Genomic DNA, 16,166 nt, shown 5'->3' on the forward strand with positions numbered 1-16,166 from the left:
GTGTAATCGGCAAGGTGATTACGTACAGTGCTTTCATGAATGCGTAATGCTTGAGAAATCATTGCCGGGGTCCAGCCTTCGGATGCAAGCAGTACTGCTTTGATGCGGTCACGAATACGCCCGTCACGCGTTTGAGCATGCTGGGTCTCTAGGACTTGTTTTTGTTCAGGAGTAAGGAGTAGTTTCATAATCGTTAGCTTGATCCTCATTTCACTGAAAATCAAGCATCTTCATTGATCACCGGTATAGCTAATTCTTTCAATTTGTTCTTGATTGAAACTCACTTGTTTAAAATCAAGGTCGTTATAGTTTTTGGGAGGTGTGAGTAAAGCCTGAACTTGATCCTGATTGCAGCCCCATTTTTCCAAGATTTTCAATGAAGTTCTCATCCCAATCCGAGTAGCACTTGAACCGTTAAAATCAATTTCTTGCATATCAGATCCTCTGTTTTCATCCATCAACTCATTATTTCATAAAACTCGTATCTTCCGCCTAAACTAGTGTTAAGTCATCTATATTTTGAGGTTGGGATGATCCCTTTTAATAAAAATGCAATTAAATGTGCCCTTAACATTAGCTGCTTTAACACTGCTAATTGAAAGCCTAATATGTAAGTCTCATAGAAAGCTCAAGGGGGTGAAGCTCCTATTTTTTCTGACTGCTTGTACATAAATCAAAATATGTTTATTGTATGTTTTATAAACAAAGTGGTCGGGTTCACTATTTAACTTAACAATATTAGCTTTTAAGTAGGTAGCGGTATGAGTGAAGAGTATGACAAGTTAGCAAAGGAAAAAAAGAGAAGGCAATTGGCTTGGGAGAAACATGTACTAAGTGGAGCAAAGCCTTTATATTTCTTTCCTAAATCTAGCTCAAAAAGCCCTAGAAGAAGTACAAATATATTAATAATGCCTAGCTTTAAGATCGACTAAATTTAGGTCAGTGTCGTTGATCTAGCTTTACAATGACCGGTAAGGTTACTGTACAATTTAGTTGCGACTAGTCTTGTATCGGAATTCTGGGATGTGAAAAATAGTCATGATTTTTTTACATCCTCCCCCCACCGGTTTTCATGTGAAGCTTTTTTTAAACAGATTTTGCTATTGATCATTCTCTATTTGAGGGTTTTGGTAGGAAATAGAATTTACATACCAGGTATGTTCACCTAATGGTGTACTGACCACAACTTCGTCATCTACTTCTTTTTTCAGCAAAGCGCGAGCCATTGGGGCATCTATCGAAATATAGTCATTTCTTCCATAGATCTCGTCAGGACCAACTATACGGAAGCTTTTCATATCACCAGCGTCATTTTCGATTTGAACCCAAGCACCAAAAAATATTTTTCCATCTTGTTGAGGGGAATACTCAACAATTTTAACGGCTTCAATTCGCTTTCTTAGGAATCTGACACGAGAGTCGATTTGTCTAAGTAACCTCTTATTTTCTTTGTAGTCAGCGTTTTCTGAGCGATCACCAAGACTCGCTGCCCAAGTCACTTTTTTAGTGATCTCAGGTCTGTACTCACGCCAAAGGTAGTTAAGTTCTGTATTGAGCTTTTCAAAACCTTCACGGGTTATTAAGTTAGTTTTCAAGTTGTTGCACCCATCCCTTGATTACAAATACTGTAATGCCTTTTTAATGGCATCAATTGTTGCTACAGGGAAAACAGAGTCTTTGCTATTGAACGACAATATACTGCCATTTGGGCCGAACTCCAATTGTTGCCGTCGCATAAACTCTGTAGAAATAAGGTATTCAAAAGCTTCTCTTTCCAAGTCAGTCAGCTTGGCCTGTACTGATGCAGTTGCTGCACCATCAAAAACCTCGATAACTTGATTAATTGGGACAATTTCATTTACTAATCTTTCTGCTGTAAGCTTTTGGGAATAGAGTATGTTTGCTTGCAGTCTTACAATCGGATCCTTCAGCTCATCAATCCAAGCGTAACTTTGCCCTTTGTTTGTTTTTGCGACTGGTTTATTCGACTTCGGAGTTAAGTTGGCAAAGCTAGCAATCAAGCTACGATAAGGTTCGCCAGTTTTATTGCGAATGCTTTGTGCTGCAGGTACTCCGCGACCTTTACCAAGGCGAGCGATTGTCGCATAGCTAAATTCATTCAGTCCACGCTGCTGTTGCTCCTCGCAAATGAGATAGATAGCCTCGAGTGAGGCTTGAATTTTGTTCGAGACTTGCTTTTTTAGTTGTTCCAGTACTATTTGAGGAGATATTTCTAACATCTTAATTTACCAACTTTAGAGGGGTTGAGCTCGCAAACAGCTCTTTTATATCGCGACTAGAGAATCTTTCCGCCTCTGTGAAGTCGTTTAACACTAAACTGCCATTAATAAGTTTATCGATCTTTTCCCAGCTTTGTAGTCTTGTGAGCATTAATTGAGTCATTTGATTACCGACCACAAGTTGCAGCTCCTCACTAAGGAACACAAACTGCGGATTTAATCCATTTTGGATCAGCATTTTATCGAGTGCTTGGCTGCGTCTTGTAACCGCTAATTCGTCGCTACAACTATGATACAGTTCAGCATTTTCACATACTTCTGATAGTTGCTGAAAACCACTGACATCATTCAGTTCAAAACTTACTTCAAATTCGTGTGGTACGAGTAAATGCAATTTTGAACAGTCGAATAGTTTTTCTTGATTGAGTATCTTTTTGCAACTAATCAGGTGCTTATGGATGGAGTTCATATCAGACATGTATAAATCCATTTTCTTCGCTCTAGTCTCTATTTCGGAGTTTAGTTTCCGTCTTATGGCTTGGAGCTGCAGTTTTTCTTGTTCGAGCTTAACCAAGTGCTCGTTTTGGATTTTTTGTTGGTAGATCTCATGCGAGAGTACATGAATTTGGGTGACTGCTTGATTTAGCTCACTTTCTAACTTTGCATAGCGATGTGATTGAGTGTTAACGGCTAAACAAATTTCATTAAAAAGTGCCGTCAGTCCCATCATAAAAGCGGGTCCTGTGACAAAAAACCTGCATTGAATACAATTTTGTTCTCCTAGATAACCCGAATTGACTGGGTGGTAGATATTCGCTTTTACTGCAACCGGTACTCCACCTTCGCTACAATATGCACCACCAACAGGGCACATGCCAAAGTCCTTAAACAGATAGCTGGAGGCTGGCCGAATATTATCTATGGTTTGCAGAAATTCTGGATTATTTGCTACCAACTGGCTTTTACACTGTTCAACTCGTTGTGATTCAATGAAACTTCTTAAAGTTTCCGCGCCTTGGCTTAATGCTTGTTTCTCTCCAAGTTCTATTCGCTCTCGAATATTTGCGCCTGTTTTGCCACTTTTCATATAGTAAATACACATGACAATCGACGAATGCCCAACTAGCTTCATAATTACTTCTAGTGGCATGCCGAATTCATAAGCGTAAGCATTAATTAGGCTGACGCGCATAGAATGTGGTGTGTAAGCGGACTTAAAGTTGGTAAGAGCTATACCCTGTTGCTGCGCAAGTTTATGGTGACACTCCTTAAAGTTTTGTTCGGCATAAGTTGCTGAGACTAATTGATCTTCAGATGTAAAGAAAAGTGCAGCTGCAAGTCTTGAGGCTAAGCGGCCATTAAATGTTCCTGGTTCATTTTCTTGATAATCTCTAAAAAGAAAGCAGTTAATGCCTTTGTGTTTTCTTTGTATCTCGTTTAAGTTAGTTCGTGTGCAATAAAACCATTTGGTGGGAGCATCAATTGGGTTGTATTTCTCTTGCCATTTTCTTAACTTGATGAGCCAATAAGCCAACTCTTGAGGCATAAATGGGATGGCATAACCTTCACCATTAAAGTTGGTTTTATTTGATGTGTAATAAACGCCAAAGTCATTATCTTTTGTTTTGCTCACCATGCTTTGTCGTTTAGTTAGGCCCGCAAGCCTGTTTCGATTTTTTTGCCATATAATGCTATTGTTTTGAATTTCGGGCACCTCTGAATCAGCTTCACCTGAGTCGCAATAGACAATTTGTCTTCCTCTTGCAGGTAATTGCATTAATGCATAGGTGTAGGTCCAATATATTGGTAACCAAAGGAACTTTTTGTTGCCTTCTACTTTAGTTACACAGTCTGGGTCTGAAGGATCTATTACGAATGAATCATCGATTGCAATCCAGTCGGCTGGAAACTTATGAAGATGGTGGAGTTCCGAGTAACTAGTTTGTTTGAGCATTGAGTTTGGAGGCAGAATCCATTCTCGAGCGCTTTTTACAAATTGATAAGGTAATGCTAATTTGTTGGTTTCATTAAGTGCAATCGGTATTTGTTCCCCATCAAAATTGATGTTATAAAATGGGTTTTTGCTCCCTTTATGCAAGATACTTCACCTGTATCGTAATCCTCAATTGTTAAGAATTTTACAATGATCCAGTCTAAAAATTCATTGATTGAAAAGAGCCATTTTTTCTTACGAGTGATAGGTACTGATTCAAATAATTCAAGCATGGGTTGAATATTGGTTTTGCCGTGAGTGAGGTAGTCAAGTGGAGAGGTTTCAAACATATTGGGTTCAATGTATTCTCGGACAAATTCACAAAGGTCTTTGACTTTAGTGTCCCCTCCTTTTGCAGTTTTCAAAAACTCAGTAATCAAATCACCCCATGGTTTCCATTCAGGCTCAAAATATCGGACTTGATAAGGTCTCTTTACTCCAAAGAAATCAAAGGTGTTGGTCCAGCCGTCACCTTCATAATACTCAATTGGAGATACTGGCATTTTGGGGTCGTTCAGTTTGCTGCGTAAGTTTTTATAATCAGCTAGAGATGTACATAGATTGAGTTGAACAATTTTTTTAAGCTCATGAAGTTCATATGGTTTTGCAATATCTAATAAATCATACCAATCTATCCAATCTGTAAATTTCTTATCAGGTTTCGAGGGCATTTGCGTATAGTTTTTCTGTACGTGACGATACTGTAGTGCATTCTTAATTCCTAAAACTTTGCATGCGTTCTTTAATTCATTAAGTGTTTTAATTTGCTTTGGCAGTAAAAATTCAGACCATGATTGCCAGTCGTCGGGATAGAATACAGGAGGGGCGCTGGGCAAGCGCGGGTCTTCACGGTAACTTTGTTGGTATTCTCCCGCTGAAGTGATGCCGAGGTTTTGGGCGGCCTGCTGGGCTTCGGTGAGGGAGACATAGAATATTTTTTCTTCTTTACCTAAAAATGTGGGCCAGGATTGCCAGTCGGCGGAATAGTTCGTATTCGGTGTGCTGGGCAGGCGCGGGTCCTCACGGTAACGCTGTTGGTATTCTGGCTGAGAGGTGATGCCGAGGGTTTGGGCAGCCAGTTGGGCTTCGGCGAGGGAGGCATAGAATTTGTTTTCTGTGCCTAAAAATGTGGGCCAGGTTTGCCAGTCGGTAGAATAGGTCGCATTCGGGCTGCTGGGCAGGCGCGGGTCATCACGGTAACGCTGTTGGTAATCTGCCTGAGTCGTGATGCCGATGGCTTTGGCTGCCAGTTGGGCTTCGGCGAGGGAGGCATAGAATTTATTTTCTTTGCATAAAAATGTGGGCCAGGATTGCCAGTCTGCGGAATAGGTCGCACTCGGTTTGCTGGGCAAGCGTTGGTCATCACGGTAACGCTGTTGGTAATCTGCCTGAGTGGTGATACTGAGGGCTTTGGCAGCCAGTTGAGCTTCTGCGAGGGAGGAATAGAATTTATTTTGTTTGCCTAAAAATGTGGGCCAGGATTGCCAGTCGGCGGAATAGAATACAGGAGGGCAGCTGGGCAAACGCGGGTCTTCACAGTATCGCTGTTGGTATTCTGTCGATGAAGTGATGCCGAGGGTTTGGGCAGCCTGCAGGGCTTCGGCGTAGGAGGCGTAGAAAACTTTCTCTTCTTTGTCGAAAAACTGAATCCATGATTGCCAGTCGGCGGAGTAGAATGCAGGAGGGAAGCTGGACAAGCGCGGGTCTTCACGGTAACGCTTTAGGTATTCTCCCGATGAAGTGATGCCGAGCGCTTGGGCGGCCTGCTGTGCTTCGGTGAGTGTAGTATAGAATTTATTGTCTGTGCCTAAAAATGTGGGCCAGGATTGCCAGTCTGCGGAATATGTTGCGTAAGGAGAGCTTGGCAAGCGCTGGTCTTCATTGTATCGCTGTTGGTATTCTGTCAGAGTGGCTATGCCGAGAGCTTGGGCAGCCTGCTGGGCTTCGGCGTAGGAGGTATAGAAAACTTTCTCTTCTTTGCCGAGAAACTGAGTCCAAGACTGCCAGTAGGTGGAATAGAATACACGAGGGGTGCTGGGCAAATACGGGTCTTCACAGTATCGCTGTTGGTATTCTGTCGATGAAGTGATGCCGAGGGCTTTGGCGGCCTGCTGGGCTTCGGCGTAGGAGGCGTAGAAAACTTTCTCTTCTTTGCCGAAAAACTGAGTCCAGGACTGCCATTCAGCTGCATAGGCCACATTCGGTACTCTGGGCAGGCGCAGGTCTTGACTGTATCGCTGTTGGTATTCTGCCGATGAAGTGATGCCGAGGGCTTCGGCGGCCAGCTGGGCTTCGGCGAGGGTCGCATAGAATTTATTGTCTGTGCCTAAAAATTTGGGCCAGGATTCCCAGTCGGCGGCATAGGTTGCGTAAGGTTTGCGGGGTAAACGCGGGTCTTCACGGTATCGCTGTTGGTATTCTGGCCGTGAGGCTATACCGAGGGCTTGAGCTGCCTGCTGGGCTTCGATGAGGGCCGCATAGAATTTTTTGTCTGTGCCTAAAAATGTGGGCCAGGATTGCCAGTCTGCGGAATATGTTGCGTAAGGAGAGCTTGGCAAGCGCAGGTCTTCATTGTAACGCTGTTGGTATTCCGTCAGAGTGGCTATGCCGAGAGCTTGGGCGGCCTGCTGGGCTTCGTCGTAGGAGGTGTAGAAAACTTTCTCTTTTTTGCCGAAAAACTGAGTCCAAGACTGCCACTCGGCAGCATAGTTTGCACTCGGAGCGCTTGGCAAACGCGGATCTTCTCGGTAACGCTTTACGTATTCTACGCTTGTGGTGATACCGAGGGCTTGGGCAGCTTGCTGGGCTTCGGTTAGAGAAGCATAAAAACATTTTTTCATAGGCCTAACTCCCTAATTTTTTCTCTAATTTCAAAATCTTGAGGTTTTATATAGACCAAACAACTTTCTGGGCTCTTATGGTGCATCGCTTTTTGAATTTCTAACTGGTTAAACCCCGAGGTCGCGAGCCTATAACCATACGAGTGTCTGTGAGAGTGGGGGCTAGTTCCGAGATGTTTCCCTGTTACAAGTCCAATCCGTTCCACTGCTCGCTGGTGCTTTTGAATAAAGTTTTTTTTTGATTCTGGTTCCCCATATGAATTTGTGAACAAATATGGATGTTCGCCATTAATTCTTACTGATAGGTATTGCTGCAATAACCAGCAGAATTCGATCGCCTTACTACTAGGGAAAAACATAACATCGAATGACAAGTTGCGGTTTGTTAATAGGGCCCCTTTCCATCCAGAGAAAAGTCTGTGGGACCGTTTGTATTCATTACGCGGTTTCAGGCGAAAGCGAGCGTTTAGATACTCTCTGCGATTTGAGAACCCTTGCTCCGGACTTGCTCCATCACTAGGATGAAAAACCGAAACTATTGCAGACCCATCTTTACTATCAAGAGCAATGTCACTGGTATAAATGTGGAAACACTCAGATAGTCTAAGCCCCCCATAGTGCATCAACATTCCAATTAGCAGACTTCCGAAATTCATCTCATTGTTTCGATTGTTGAGAAAACCATATTGTAAAAAACGTTCGAAATGCTCTTCTGGGAAACGATTTACTGATTCAATCGACACTAGATGATTTATAGGGCCCTTAATGTTGCGGACCATAGTAAACTGATGTTTTGATGGGTTACTAAGGTGGTTTAAGAAACAGTTTGACTGACGTTTATAGTAAGCGCACCAGCGCATTTTCTCCTCTGCTTTTGTCGCTTTTCTTAATGGGTTCAGATTAGGTAACTCATGGCCATGCTGTTGGTCTAGATAGTCACAATAGAAGTTAATGTGGCTAAGTAGTACGTTAACATCTTCAACCTTCCTTGATTGCCAGTACAAACCAGAGTGGTCGTAGTTTGAATTATCTATTGAGCCGATGTATAGAGTATCGACAAAAGAACGAAGCAACTCTGTGGCTGATATCGAAGTATTAATATGGGCATTTATAAATTTAAGTAGCAGCTCTACTGCAAAGACATTGCGTTCAACCCAAGATTGAGATTTATGACGCTTGGTATAGAGAAATCTTAAATGTGAGATCAAGGCTCCTTTTTCAGTAAAGAGAGCCGGTAAGTTAGTTGTTGAAGTCGCTTGATGAGCTTTGTACAGTACATACCGCTTTAGAACATAAGGCTGTGAGGCTTCAAAGTGTTTCGGCAATAAGGCTGGTGCCCAATCGGCTTCATCAATCCCTTTAACCATGGTGCAGTGACGGCGCAGCGTGCTAAGAGAGATGTCGTACGTCATACGCATCCATCAATTTGATGTCATTACGCTGAAGTGCGAACACAGCTTGCACTGTGCGTAACGCAAATTGTACTTTAGTCTGGGCGGCATGATTGGTTTTATTCCAACGCGACCAAAGTTCTTCACGGCAATAGGACTGCAGGCTTTTCTTTTTAGGTAAGACAAGCACTTGATCGCCAGTTTTGGTTGTAGTCGGTAATAGGCTGATATGGTATTCGGTTCCTTTAGTCCCTTGTCTTTTTCGGGCAAGTTCTGGATTCTCAGTGGCAAGTTTTTTTAATTGCTCACGAATATTTCTATCTGAACTAGGCAAGCCAACAACGCCTGCTAATTTACTTGCTATTAGCCACATACGAAGACACTCGCTGCGCGCACTGAGCGATAACGGCTAGGCCAAACATGTTCTGGTGTCATACCTATGGCCGTGGCGATAATCTCCTCGCCTTTAGGCCAAGGTGAACGCAGTGCGTTTGCTAGAGTGTTTTCGCTTAAACCTGCGTCCCTTGATAGCTGACGAACGGACAAACCGCGTTTTTTTAAAGCGGCGATAATGTCGGCACGATGCCAATCACTTCCATCAGGTTCATTTATTTGAGAGACTATTCTGTTATTCACCCTAGTAACTCCGCTTTGTTGCTCCGCTTTGTAACTCAATAATTGATCAAACGGATGGTTTGGTCAATGTAACGGATGGTTTATTTGATGTCGCATCCGTTTGTATAACTTGAAACTATGGGTTTAAATATGAATTACAAGAATTCAAACAATAAGATAGAAGGAATGGATGTTGAAAATGCACAAGCAGATCGAACATCCGTTGATAGTAAAGAGCAACGGATTTCATGGTTTACGGCATCCGAATTGTCCGGTTGTGGGAGTTTTCCTACATCGGCAAGATGGACAAGGGATCATTTAAAGGAGTTGGCAGAAGGTAAAACTCATCTGGCTCGAAAGAGAAGGGGCACTAAAGCAACAGAGTACCACATTAGTTTGTTTCCAGCTGACGTGCAGAGAATATTGCTAAATAATGAGTTTGAAGGCGTTGAAGATGAAATAGGTGGATATTCCATCCAATACGTTGAACCTGACTTTTTGAATGATTTTAAGCTGATCCCGCTCTATATGATGCAGATAGAGAATGGTTCATTTATCTATCCAAACCTTGAGCGTAAGAACGCCGCAAAATTCAAACCTGTAAGTATTAACTGGTTGAAAGAACGTGAATTTAATCATAATGATTTAGTGCTAATATTCGCCAGCGGCGACAGCATGAAGCCAACGATAAACAATAATGATACGTTGATTATTCATGTTGGCCGCAATAAGCCGATGGATGGACACATTTATGCTTTTAGACAAGGTGATGAACTGCTCGTGAAACGTTTTCAGAGTACGCTCAGCACTTGGCGACTGATTAGTGATAATCAGATCTATGATAAGATAGATATCGACAAGGAAAAACAGGACCAAATCAAAGTTATTGGTCAAGTGGTTTCGATTGGCAAAGATATCGGCGATTAGTTTAAATGTTTAACTGACTTTCACCACATTCGCTCAGCGCTCAATCTACTAGGTTAAATCAGCACGTGTTAAAAGGAGTGCTCAAACATGCTCAGATTATGTAATGCTTCAAATAAGTAAGGGGCCAAGTTTTAAAAACCTTGAGCCCAGCGCCATATCTAGTTCTCATCAACATTACGATCCTATCTAATCCACATAAATTCACTCTGATGCCTAACGTTACCCAGTGTTCATTTAACTAGACCCTATACATATAAAGGCATAACTTACTTCCCAGAGTCTATTAGTATAAGTTATATAGTTAGTGGTACTAATGTATCTTCATTAACTAGAAAACATTGGATCTAGAGCATTAAATTGATAACTCACATATTTTTAGTATGCTTATTGGAGTGGTACTAATACACCTACAACAAGCGTTTGTTAAGACAAATTGATGGCCGAGTCAGATACTTAGTTAAGCGGTTAGAAGAATTAAAAATCGTCGATTACTCGCCGCAGCAGGAAGGCAAAATATTCTTTGGCGCTTGGTTTGAGCTTGAAAGTGAAGCCGGTGATCGAGTGCGTTATCGGATCGTCGGTAAAGATGAGCTCGATACAAAATTAGGCTATATCACCATCGACTCGCCCATGGCGCGTGCCTTAATCGGCAAGCAAGTGGATGATGAGGTGCTAGTGCAAACGCCATCGGGTCCAAAAGAGTGGTATATCAATCAGATCCGTTATACCCCTTTTGAAACTACTCTCGCCAGCGAGGCGAATTAACCACAGAGTTGCCGCTGTTAAAATAGCGGCGGTAGTCACGGGATTGCGGGAAAGATCAAACTCTCTGATTTGACCTAGGCTTTAGCATGAAACATACGGGGCGCCTGTGGTATCTTTGGCGCAATAACGACTTACTTTACAGTTAGGCACGACACTTTATTTATGCAAACTAATGCACATAACATCGCTCAGATTATCGCTCAAGAACTGAATGTTCGTGAGCAACAAGTTGCCGCAACCATCACTCTGCTTGACGATGGTGCGACAGTTCCCTTCGTTGCCCGCTACCGTAAAGAAGCAACGGGCGGTTTAGACGATACACAACTGCGTACCTTGTACACGCGTTTAGGTTACCTGCGTGAGCTGAACGACAGACGCCAAGTGATCCTGTCTAGCATCCAAGCTCAGGGTAAGTTAACGCCAGAATTACAATGGGCGATTGACGAGGCAGACAGTAAGACACGCCTCGAAGATTTATACCTGCCCTTCAAACCTAAGCGTCGTACTAAGGGCCAAATCGCTATCGAGGCTGGGCTTGAGCCATTAGCCGAGGCCTTACTGGCTGATCGTAGCGTAGATGTCGAGACTACAGCGGCAGGCTATATCAATAGCGAAGCGGGTTTTGCCGATGTTAAAGCTGTGCTCGAGGGCGCGCGTTATATCCTGATGGAGCGTTACGCCGAAGACGCTGAATTACTGCGTAAAGTGCGTGAGCATTTAAGCCAAAACAGTGTGTTAGAAAGCCGTTTAATTGCTGGCAAAGAGAAAGACGGCGCGAAGTTCCGCGATTATTTTGAGCATACAGAACAGTTAGCTAAGATCCCATCACACCGTGCACTGGCTATGCTGCGTGGGCGTAATGAAGGTTTCTTAACCTTATCTATGAATGCCGATCCAGCCGCTGAAGCGGGCCAAGGTAGTTACTGCGAAGTGATTATCTGTGATCATTTAGGGCTGAAATTAGGTGATAGCAGCGTTGATCAATGGTTGAAAACTGTGGTGACGGCGACATGGCGTATTAAGATTGCCCTGCAGATGGAAACTGAGTTTATTTCGCAAATGCGCGAACGCGCTGAAGCCGAAGCGATTAAAGTTTTCGCCCGTAATCTAGGTGATTTATTGATGGCCGCTCCTGCGGGCGCGAAAGCCACCATGGGACTCGATCCTGGTTTACGTACCGGTGTTAAAGTAGCAGTGGTCGATAACACAGGTAAGTTGTTGTGCCATGCGACTATTTTCCCACACGCACCGCAAAATCTGTGGGAAAAGTCGATCCGTACTTTGGCTAACTTAGTCAAAATGCATAAGGTTGAGCTGATTGCGATTGGTAACGGCACTGCATCACGGGAAACTGACAAGCTGGCCGCTGAGCTGATTGCCGAAGTGAAAGATACCCATCCACATTTGACCAAAGTGATGGTCAGTGAGGCGGGCGCGTCTGTGTATTCTGCATCGGAATTGGCGGCGTTGGAGTTTCCTGATCTGGATGTGTCGATTCGTGGTGCAGTGTCTATCGCCCGTCGCTTGCAAGATCCATTAGCCGAATTAGTGAAGATTGAGCCTAAGTCTATCGGTGTCGGTCAATACCAACACGACGTGAGTCAAAGCCAATTATCGGGTTCGTTGGAAGCCGTGGTGGAAGACTGTGTAAACGGCGTGGGTGTAGATCTCAACATGGCCTCAGTGCCGTTATTGTCACAAGTGGCTGGTTTAAATAAGACGTTAGCGAAAAACGTGGTCGATTATCGCGATGCCAATGGTCAGTTTAAGAATCGTAAAGAGCTGCTGAAAGTACCGCGTTTAGGGCCTAAAGCCTACGAGCAAGCGGCGGGCTTTTTGCGTATTCGAGAAGGGGACAATCCACTCGATGCCTCGTCTGTGCATCCAGAGGCTTATTCGCTAGTGGAAACTATCGCTAAGACTAAGCAAGTAGAGTTGGCGAGCCTGATGGGTAACTCTGATTTGCTGCGCAGCATCAAGGCAGAAGAGTTTATTACGGCGGAATTTGGTCTGCCGACGGTGACGGATATTTTAGCCGAACTGGATAAGCCAGGACGCGATCCCCGCGGTGAGTTCAAAACCGCCAAGTTTAAAGATGGTGTTGAAGAACTTAAACATCTGAAACCTGAAATGGTACTCGAAGGCGTAGTGACCAACGTGACTAATTTTGGTGCCTTCGTCGATATTGGCGTACATCAAGATGGACTCGTGCATATCTCTTCTCTAACCGACAAGTTCATCAGCGACCCGCACACTGTGGTGAAAGCGGGAGATGTGGTGAAAGTCAAAGTAATGGAAGTTGACGTTGAGCGCCGCCGCATCGGTTTGAGCATGCGTTTGGATGAAGCTATCGACCAAAGCAAGCCGCAGCAAAGACCACACAATCCTGCCAGAACTAATCATGGTAAAACACCGCAGTCAGCGAAACCGGCTGCGCGTCCTGCGCAAAAGCAAACACCTAAAGCGCCAGCAAACGCTGCCATGGGCAATGCCTTTGCCGATGCCTTCGCTAAGCTGAAAAAGTAAACGTTGTAATGTAAATACTCGGACATACGTCATGTCCGAGTCGACTTTTTAACCTGTTACTCACAAAATTGTTGCATAAATGTCGTCTTAGGGAATATAAAGTCGGCATTTAATGCAACGTTAAGCAAAATCGGTTGTCATAGCACAGCTTATTCACCGATTTTTTCAAATTGACACTCCAAAGCAGAGTGGCTCTTTTTATACGTTTTGGGGTAACACATGCAATCTGGTTTATCACCTCGCGGGCGAAACAATGCCCATGGGCCTTTTCGCGCCATCTTTATTTTCTGGCTATTAGTGCTTTTCATTGCCACCGCGAGCCGTATCGCTTTAGGGCTGTGGCAAGCCGATCGCGTTGCCGCTGTGGATGGTTGGTCGCATCTATTAATCCAAGGTTTACGCATCGATATCGCTACCCTGTGCTGGTTATGGGGGATTGCCGCCTTAGGGACTGCATTATTTTCAGGTGATCATTTTATTGGCCGTCTATGGCAGCCGATTTTACGGGTGTGGTTAACCGTCGGTCTGTGGATAATGCTGTTTTTAGAAGCATCGACCCCCGCCTTTATTGAAGAATACGGTTTTCGTCCGAATCGTTTGTATGTGGAATATCTGATCTACCCGAAAGAAGTGCTTTCTATGCTGTGGGCGGGTCGTAAGCTTGAGCTTATTTTCTCAATATTATTAACCATAGGTACACTCTGGGGCGGTTGGGTTCTCAGCGGTAAACTGACGAGAAACCTGCGCTTTCCGCGCTGGTATTGGCGTCCAGTATTAGCGTTAATTGTTATCGCAATTACGATATTAGGTGCCCGTTCAACCTTGGGTCATCGTCCGCTTAACCCCGCTCTGGTGGCCTTTGCTGACGATCCATTAGTGAACTCTTTAGTGATTAACTCTGCTTATTCCTTGGTGTTTGCCATCAAGCAGATGGATAGTGAAGAAGATGCTTCTAAAGTGTATGGCAAGCTAGATAACGCGGAGGTTATTGCAACGATTAGGCAGGAAAGTGGTCGCCCTGAAAGTGCCTTTACTTCAACGGATATCCCATCACTGAGCTTTAACCAAGCCAGTTATACTGGTAAGCCAAAGAACTTAGTGATCCTACTGCAAGAGAGCTTAGGCGCACGATTTGTCGGCAGTTTAGGTGGGTTACCCCTGACACCGAATATCGATGCTTTGTCTAAAGAAGGTTGGTATTTCGATAACTTGTACGCTACTGGTACACGATCTGTACGCGGAATCGAAGCCGTGACAACAGGTTTTACGCCAACGCCAGCTCGCGCTGTGGTGAAGCTAGGTAAGAGCCAAGTTGGCTTTTTCAGTATTGCTGAATTACTTAAAAATCATGGATATACCACGCAGTTTATTTATGGTGGCGAAAGTCATTTCGACAATATGCGTAGCTTCTTCTTGGGCAACGGCTTTAGTGACATCATAGATCAGAAAGATTACAAATCTCCGGCCTTCGTGGGTTCGTGGGGCGCGTCAGACGAAGATTTAATGCGCAAGGCGAACAGTGAGTTTGAGCGTCTGCATAGCGAAGGTAAGCCTTTCTTTAGTTTAGTGTTTAGTTCGAGCAACCATGATCCATTTGAATTCCCAGATGATCGTATCGAACTTTATGAACAACCTAAGCAAACTCGCAACAATGCGGCGAAATATGCTGATTATGCGGTTGGTGAGTTTTTCAAATTGGCGAAAAACGCGGACTATTGGAAAGATACGATTTTTATCGTGGTTGCCGACCATGACAGTCGAGTGGGTGGTGCGGATCTGGTGCCAGTATCGCGTTTCCGTATTCCGGGATTAATTCTTGGGGATAATGTTGCGCCAAAACGCGATCATCGTATCGTGAGTCAAATTGACTTGCCGCCGACTTTGTTATCCTTAATTGGAATATCTGACTCTTACCCTATGCTGGGCCGTGACTTAACTCAGGTCAGCGATGATTGGCCAGGGCGTGCTCTGATGCAATACGATAAAAACTTTGCGCTGATGGAAGGTAAAGATGTGGTCATTCTGCAACCAGAGAAAGAGGCACAGGGTTTCGAATATAATGAAAAAAACGAGCAGTTAACACCTCATCCACCCGCTGCTGCCGCGCTAGAGAAGAAAGCCTTAAGTTGGGCATTGTGGGGCAGTTTGGCCTACCAGCAAGAGCTGTATCGTTTGCCTAAATAAGCGTTAAACAGAATGGAAAATGCCGCTATTTTTAGCGGCATTTTTGTTTATCACTCATGCTAATTTTGTGCGCAAACGGATTCATACGATTGGAATAGGTTAAATCCACGTCGACATAATAGATTCTTGCTCTGGCTGAGTCTGCTGCTGATAAAACTGACCAATACGCTGCCCAAGTTGTTGATAAAATTGACTCGATTCGCCTTGAAGCGATTGTCGAACATTCGCTTTAGCGCTACTAGTGGCATAACTTGTCGCACCTTGACTGACCTTTAAGCGTATATCCTTACGTTGCAGTGCCGCTTGGCCTCTTGCTGCAATTTTTAGCGTTTTAGGTAAAACACGCTCGGCCACGACAAGGGGCGTTTTTTTCTCTTGCTGTTGTTGGTTCTGTTGCTGTGAGGATTGCTGTTGCTGCTGTTTTTCTTGAACTTGCTGCTGATTATGCTCGAGCGTTTTCGCCTGTTGTTGAGCTTGATCCGCAGTGCGTTCATTCTGTGGATTAAAGGCGCGTTCTTCGTGACCTTTAGTTGCCGCTTGTGGTGGGATGACCACAGGTTTCAGTTGGTTGTCGACCCGAGCCGAGTCCGTCGCGACATTACTGGTCGCTAGCGGGACTTGGGGGTAGTTACTGACAACTAACATGGAAAATTCCTTGGCACATTAATGGTTAAATACTAGTCAC

Annotated in this window: 11 protein-coding genes and 2 pseudogenes; 4 read left to right on the forward strand and 9 right to left on the reverse strand. The window is 44.0% G+C overall.

The window, feature by feature from the left end:
* The 8 genes and pseudogenes from L5M37_RS18465 to L5M37_RS18505 all read right to left on the reverse strand — a co-directional run.
* Positions 1 to 188: helix-turn-helix domain-containing protein (locus L5M37_RS18465; protein WP_263179487.1), on the reverse strand; the 188-nt coding region annotated here is incomplete at its 3' end.
* A gap of 42 nt (positions 189 to 230) precedes the next feature.
* Positions 231 to 434 (reverse strand): hypothetical protein, encoded by a 204-nt coding sequence (locus L5M37_RS18470; protein WP_263168621.1) that lies wholly within the window; start codon positions 432 to 434, stop codon positions 231 to 233.
* Between the two features lie 666 nt (positions 435 to 1,100).
* Positions 1,101 to 1,595, reverse strand: a complete 495-nt coding sequence (greB, locus tag L5M37_RS18475; protein ID WP_263168617.1) for a transcription elongation factor GreB — start codon at positions 1,593 to 1,595, stop codon at positions 1,101 to 1,103.
* A gap of 21 nt (positions 1,596 to 1,616) precedes the next feature.
* Complete coding sequence (gene gmtX / locus L5M37_RS18480; protein ID WP_263168615.1) at positions 1,617 to 2,240, reverse strand: gamma-mobile-trio protein GmtX; 624 nt, start codon at positions 2,238 to 2,240, stop codon at positions 1,617 to 1,619.
* Between the two features lies 1 nt (position 2,241).
* Positions 2,242 to 7,073, reverse strand: a pseudogene (locus tag L5M37_RS24175) (VPA1269 family protein).
* Positions 7,070 to 8,485 carry a gamma-mobile-trio recombinase GmtY gene (gmtY, locus tag L5M37_RS18495; protein WP_263168609.1) on the reverse strand — a complete coding sequence of 472 codons (1,416 nt, stop codon included), beginning with the start codon at positions 8,483 to 8,485 and terminating at the stop codon, positions 7,070 to 7,072. The pseudogene L5M37_RS24175 and the gene gmtY overlap by 4 nt, the downstream one beginning before the upstream one ends.
* Positions 8,463 to 8,837: a DNA-binding protein gene (locus L5M37_RS18500; RefSeq protein ID WP_263168607.1), complete on the reverse strand. Its 375-nt coding sequence runs from the start codon at positions 8,835 to 8,837 to the stop codon at positions 8,463 to 8,465. The genes gmtY and L5M37_RS18500 overlap by 23 nt, the downstream gene beginning before the upstream one ends.
* Positions 8,828 to 9,100, reverse strand: coding sequence for a transcriptional regulator (locus L5M37_RS18505; protein WP_263168604.1), 273 nt, complete (start codon positions 9,098 to 9,100; stop codon positions 8,828 to 8,830). The genes L5M37_RS18500 and L5M37_RS18505 overlap by 10 nt, the downstream gene beginning before the upstream one ends.
* A gap of 129 nt (positions 9,101 to 9,229) precedes the next feature.
* Between L5M37_RS18505 and L5M37_RS18510 the strand changes: the two genes are divergently transcribed.
* From L5M37_RS18510 to L5M37_RS18525, 4 genes and pseudogenes are all read left to right on the forward strand, one after another.
* Positions 9,230 to 10,006: a helix-turn-helix transcriptional regulator gene (locus L5M37_RS18510; protein WP_263168601.1), complete on the forward strand. Its 777-nt coding sequence runs from the start codon at positions 9,230 to 9,232 to the stop codon at positions 10,004 to 10,006.
* A 402-nt stretch (positions 10,007 to 10,408) separates the two neighbouring features.
* Positions 10,409 to 10,771 (forward strand): annotated as a pseudogene (locus L5M37_RS18515) (GreA/GreB family elongation factor); the annotation flags it as partial.
* 162 nt (positions 10,772 to 10,933) lie between these two features.
* Positions 10,934 to 13,297, forward strand: a complete 2,364-nt coding sequence (locus L5M37_RS18520) for a Tex family protein (RefSeq protein ID WP_212599491.1) — start codon at positions 10,934 to 10,936, stop codon at positions 13,295 to 13,297.
* A gap of 219 nt (positions 13,298 to 13,516) precedes the next feature.
* A complete protein-coding gene (locus tag L5M37_RS18525; protein WP_263201536.1) occupies positions 13,517 to 15,481 on the forward strand; it encodes an LTA synthase family protein in 1,965 nt (654 codons plus the stop codon).
* 99 nt (positions 15,482 to 15,580) lie between these two features.
* On the opposite strand, the gene L5M37_RS18530 is transcribed toward L5M37_RS18525, so the two are convergent.
* Entirely contained in the window at positions 15,581 to 16,126 is a 546-nt protein-coding gene (locus tag L5M37_RS18530) for a hypothetical protein (protein ID WP_263201537.1), read from the reverse strand.
* Positions 16,127 to 16,166: the final 40 nt, after the last annotated feature.

The organism is Shewanella sp. SM69 (assembly GCF_025653985.1).
Taxonomy (GTDB): Bacteria; Pseudomonadota; Gammaproteobacteria; order Enterobacterales; family Shewanellaceae; genus Shewanella; species Shewanella oncorhynchi.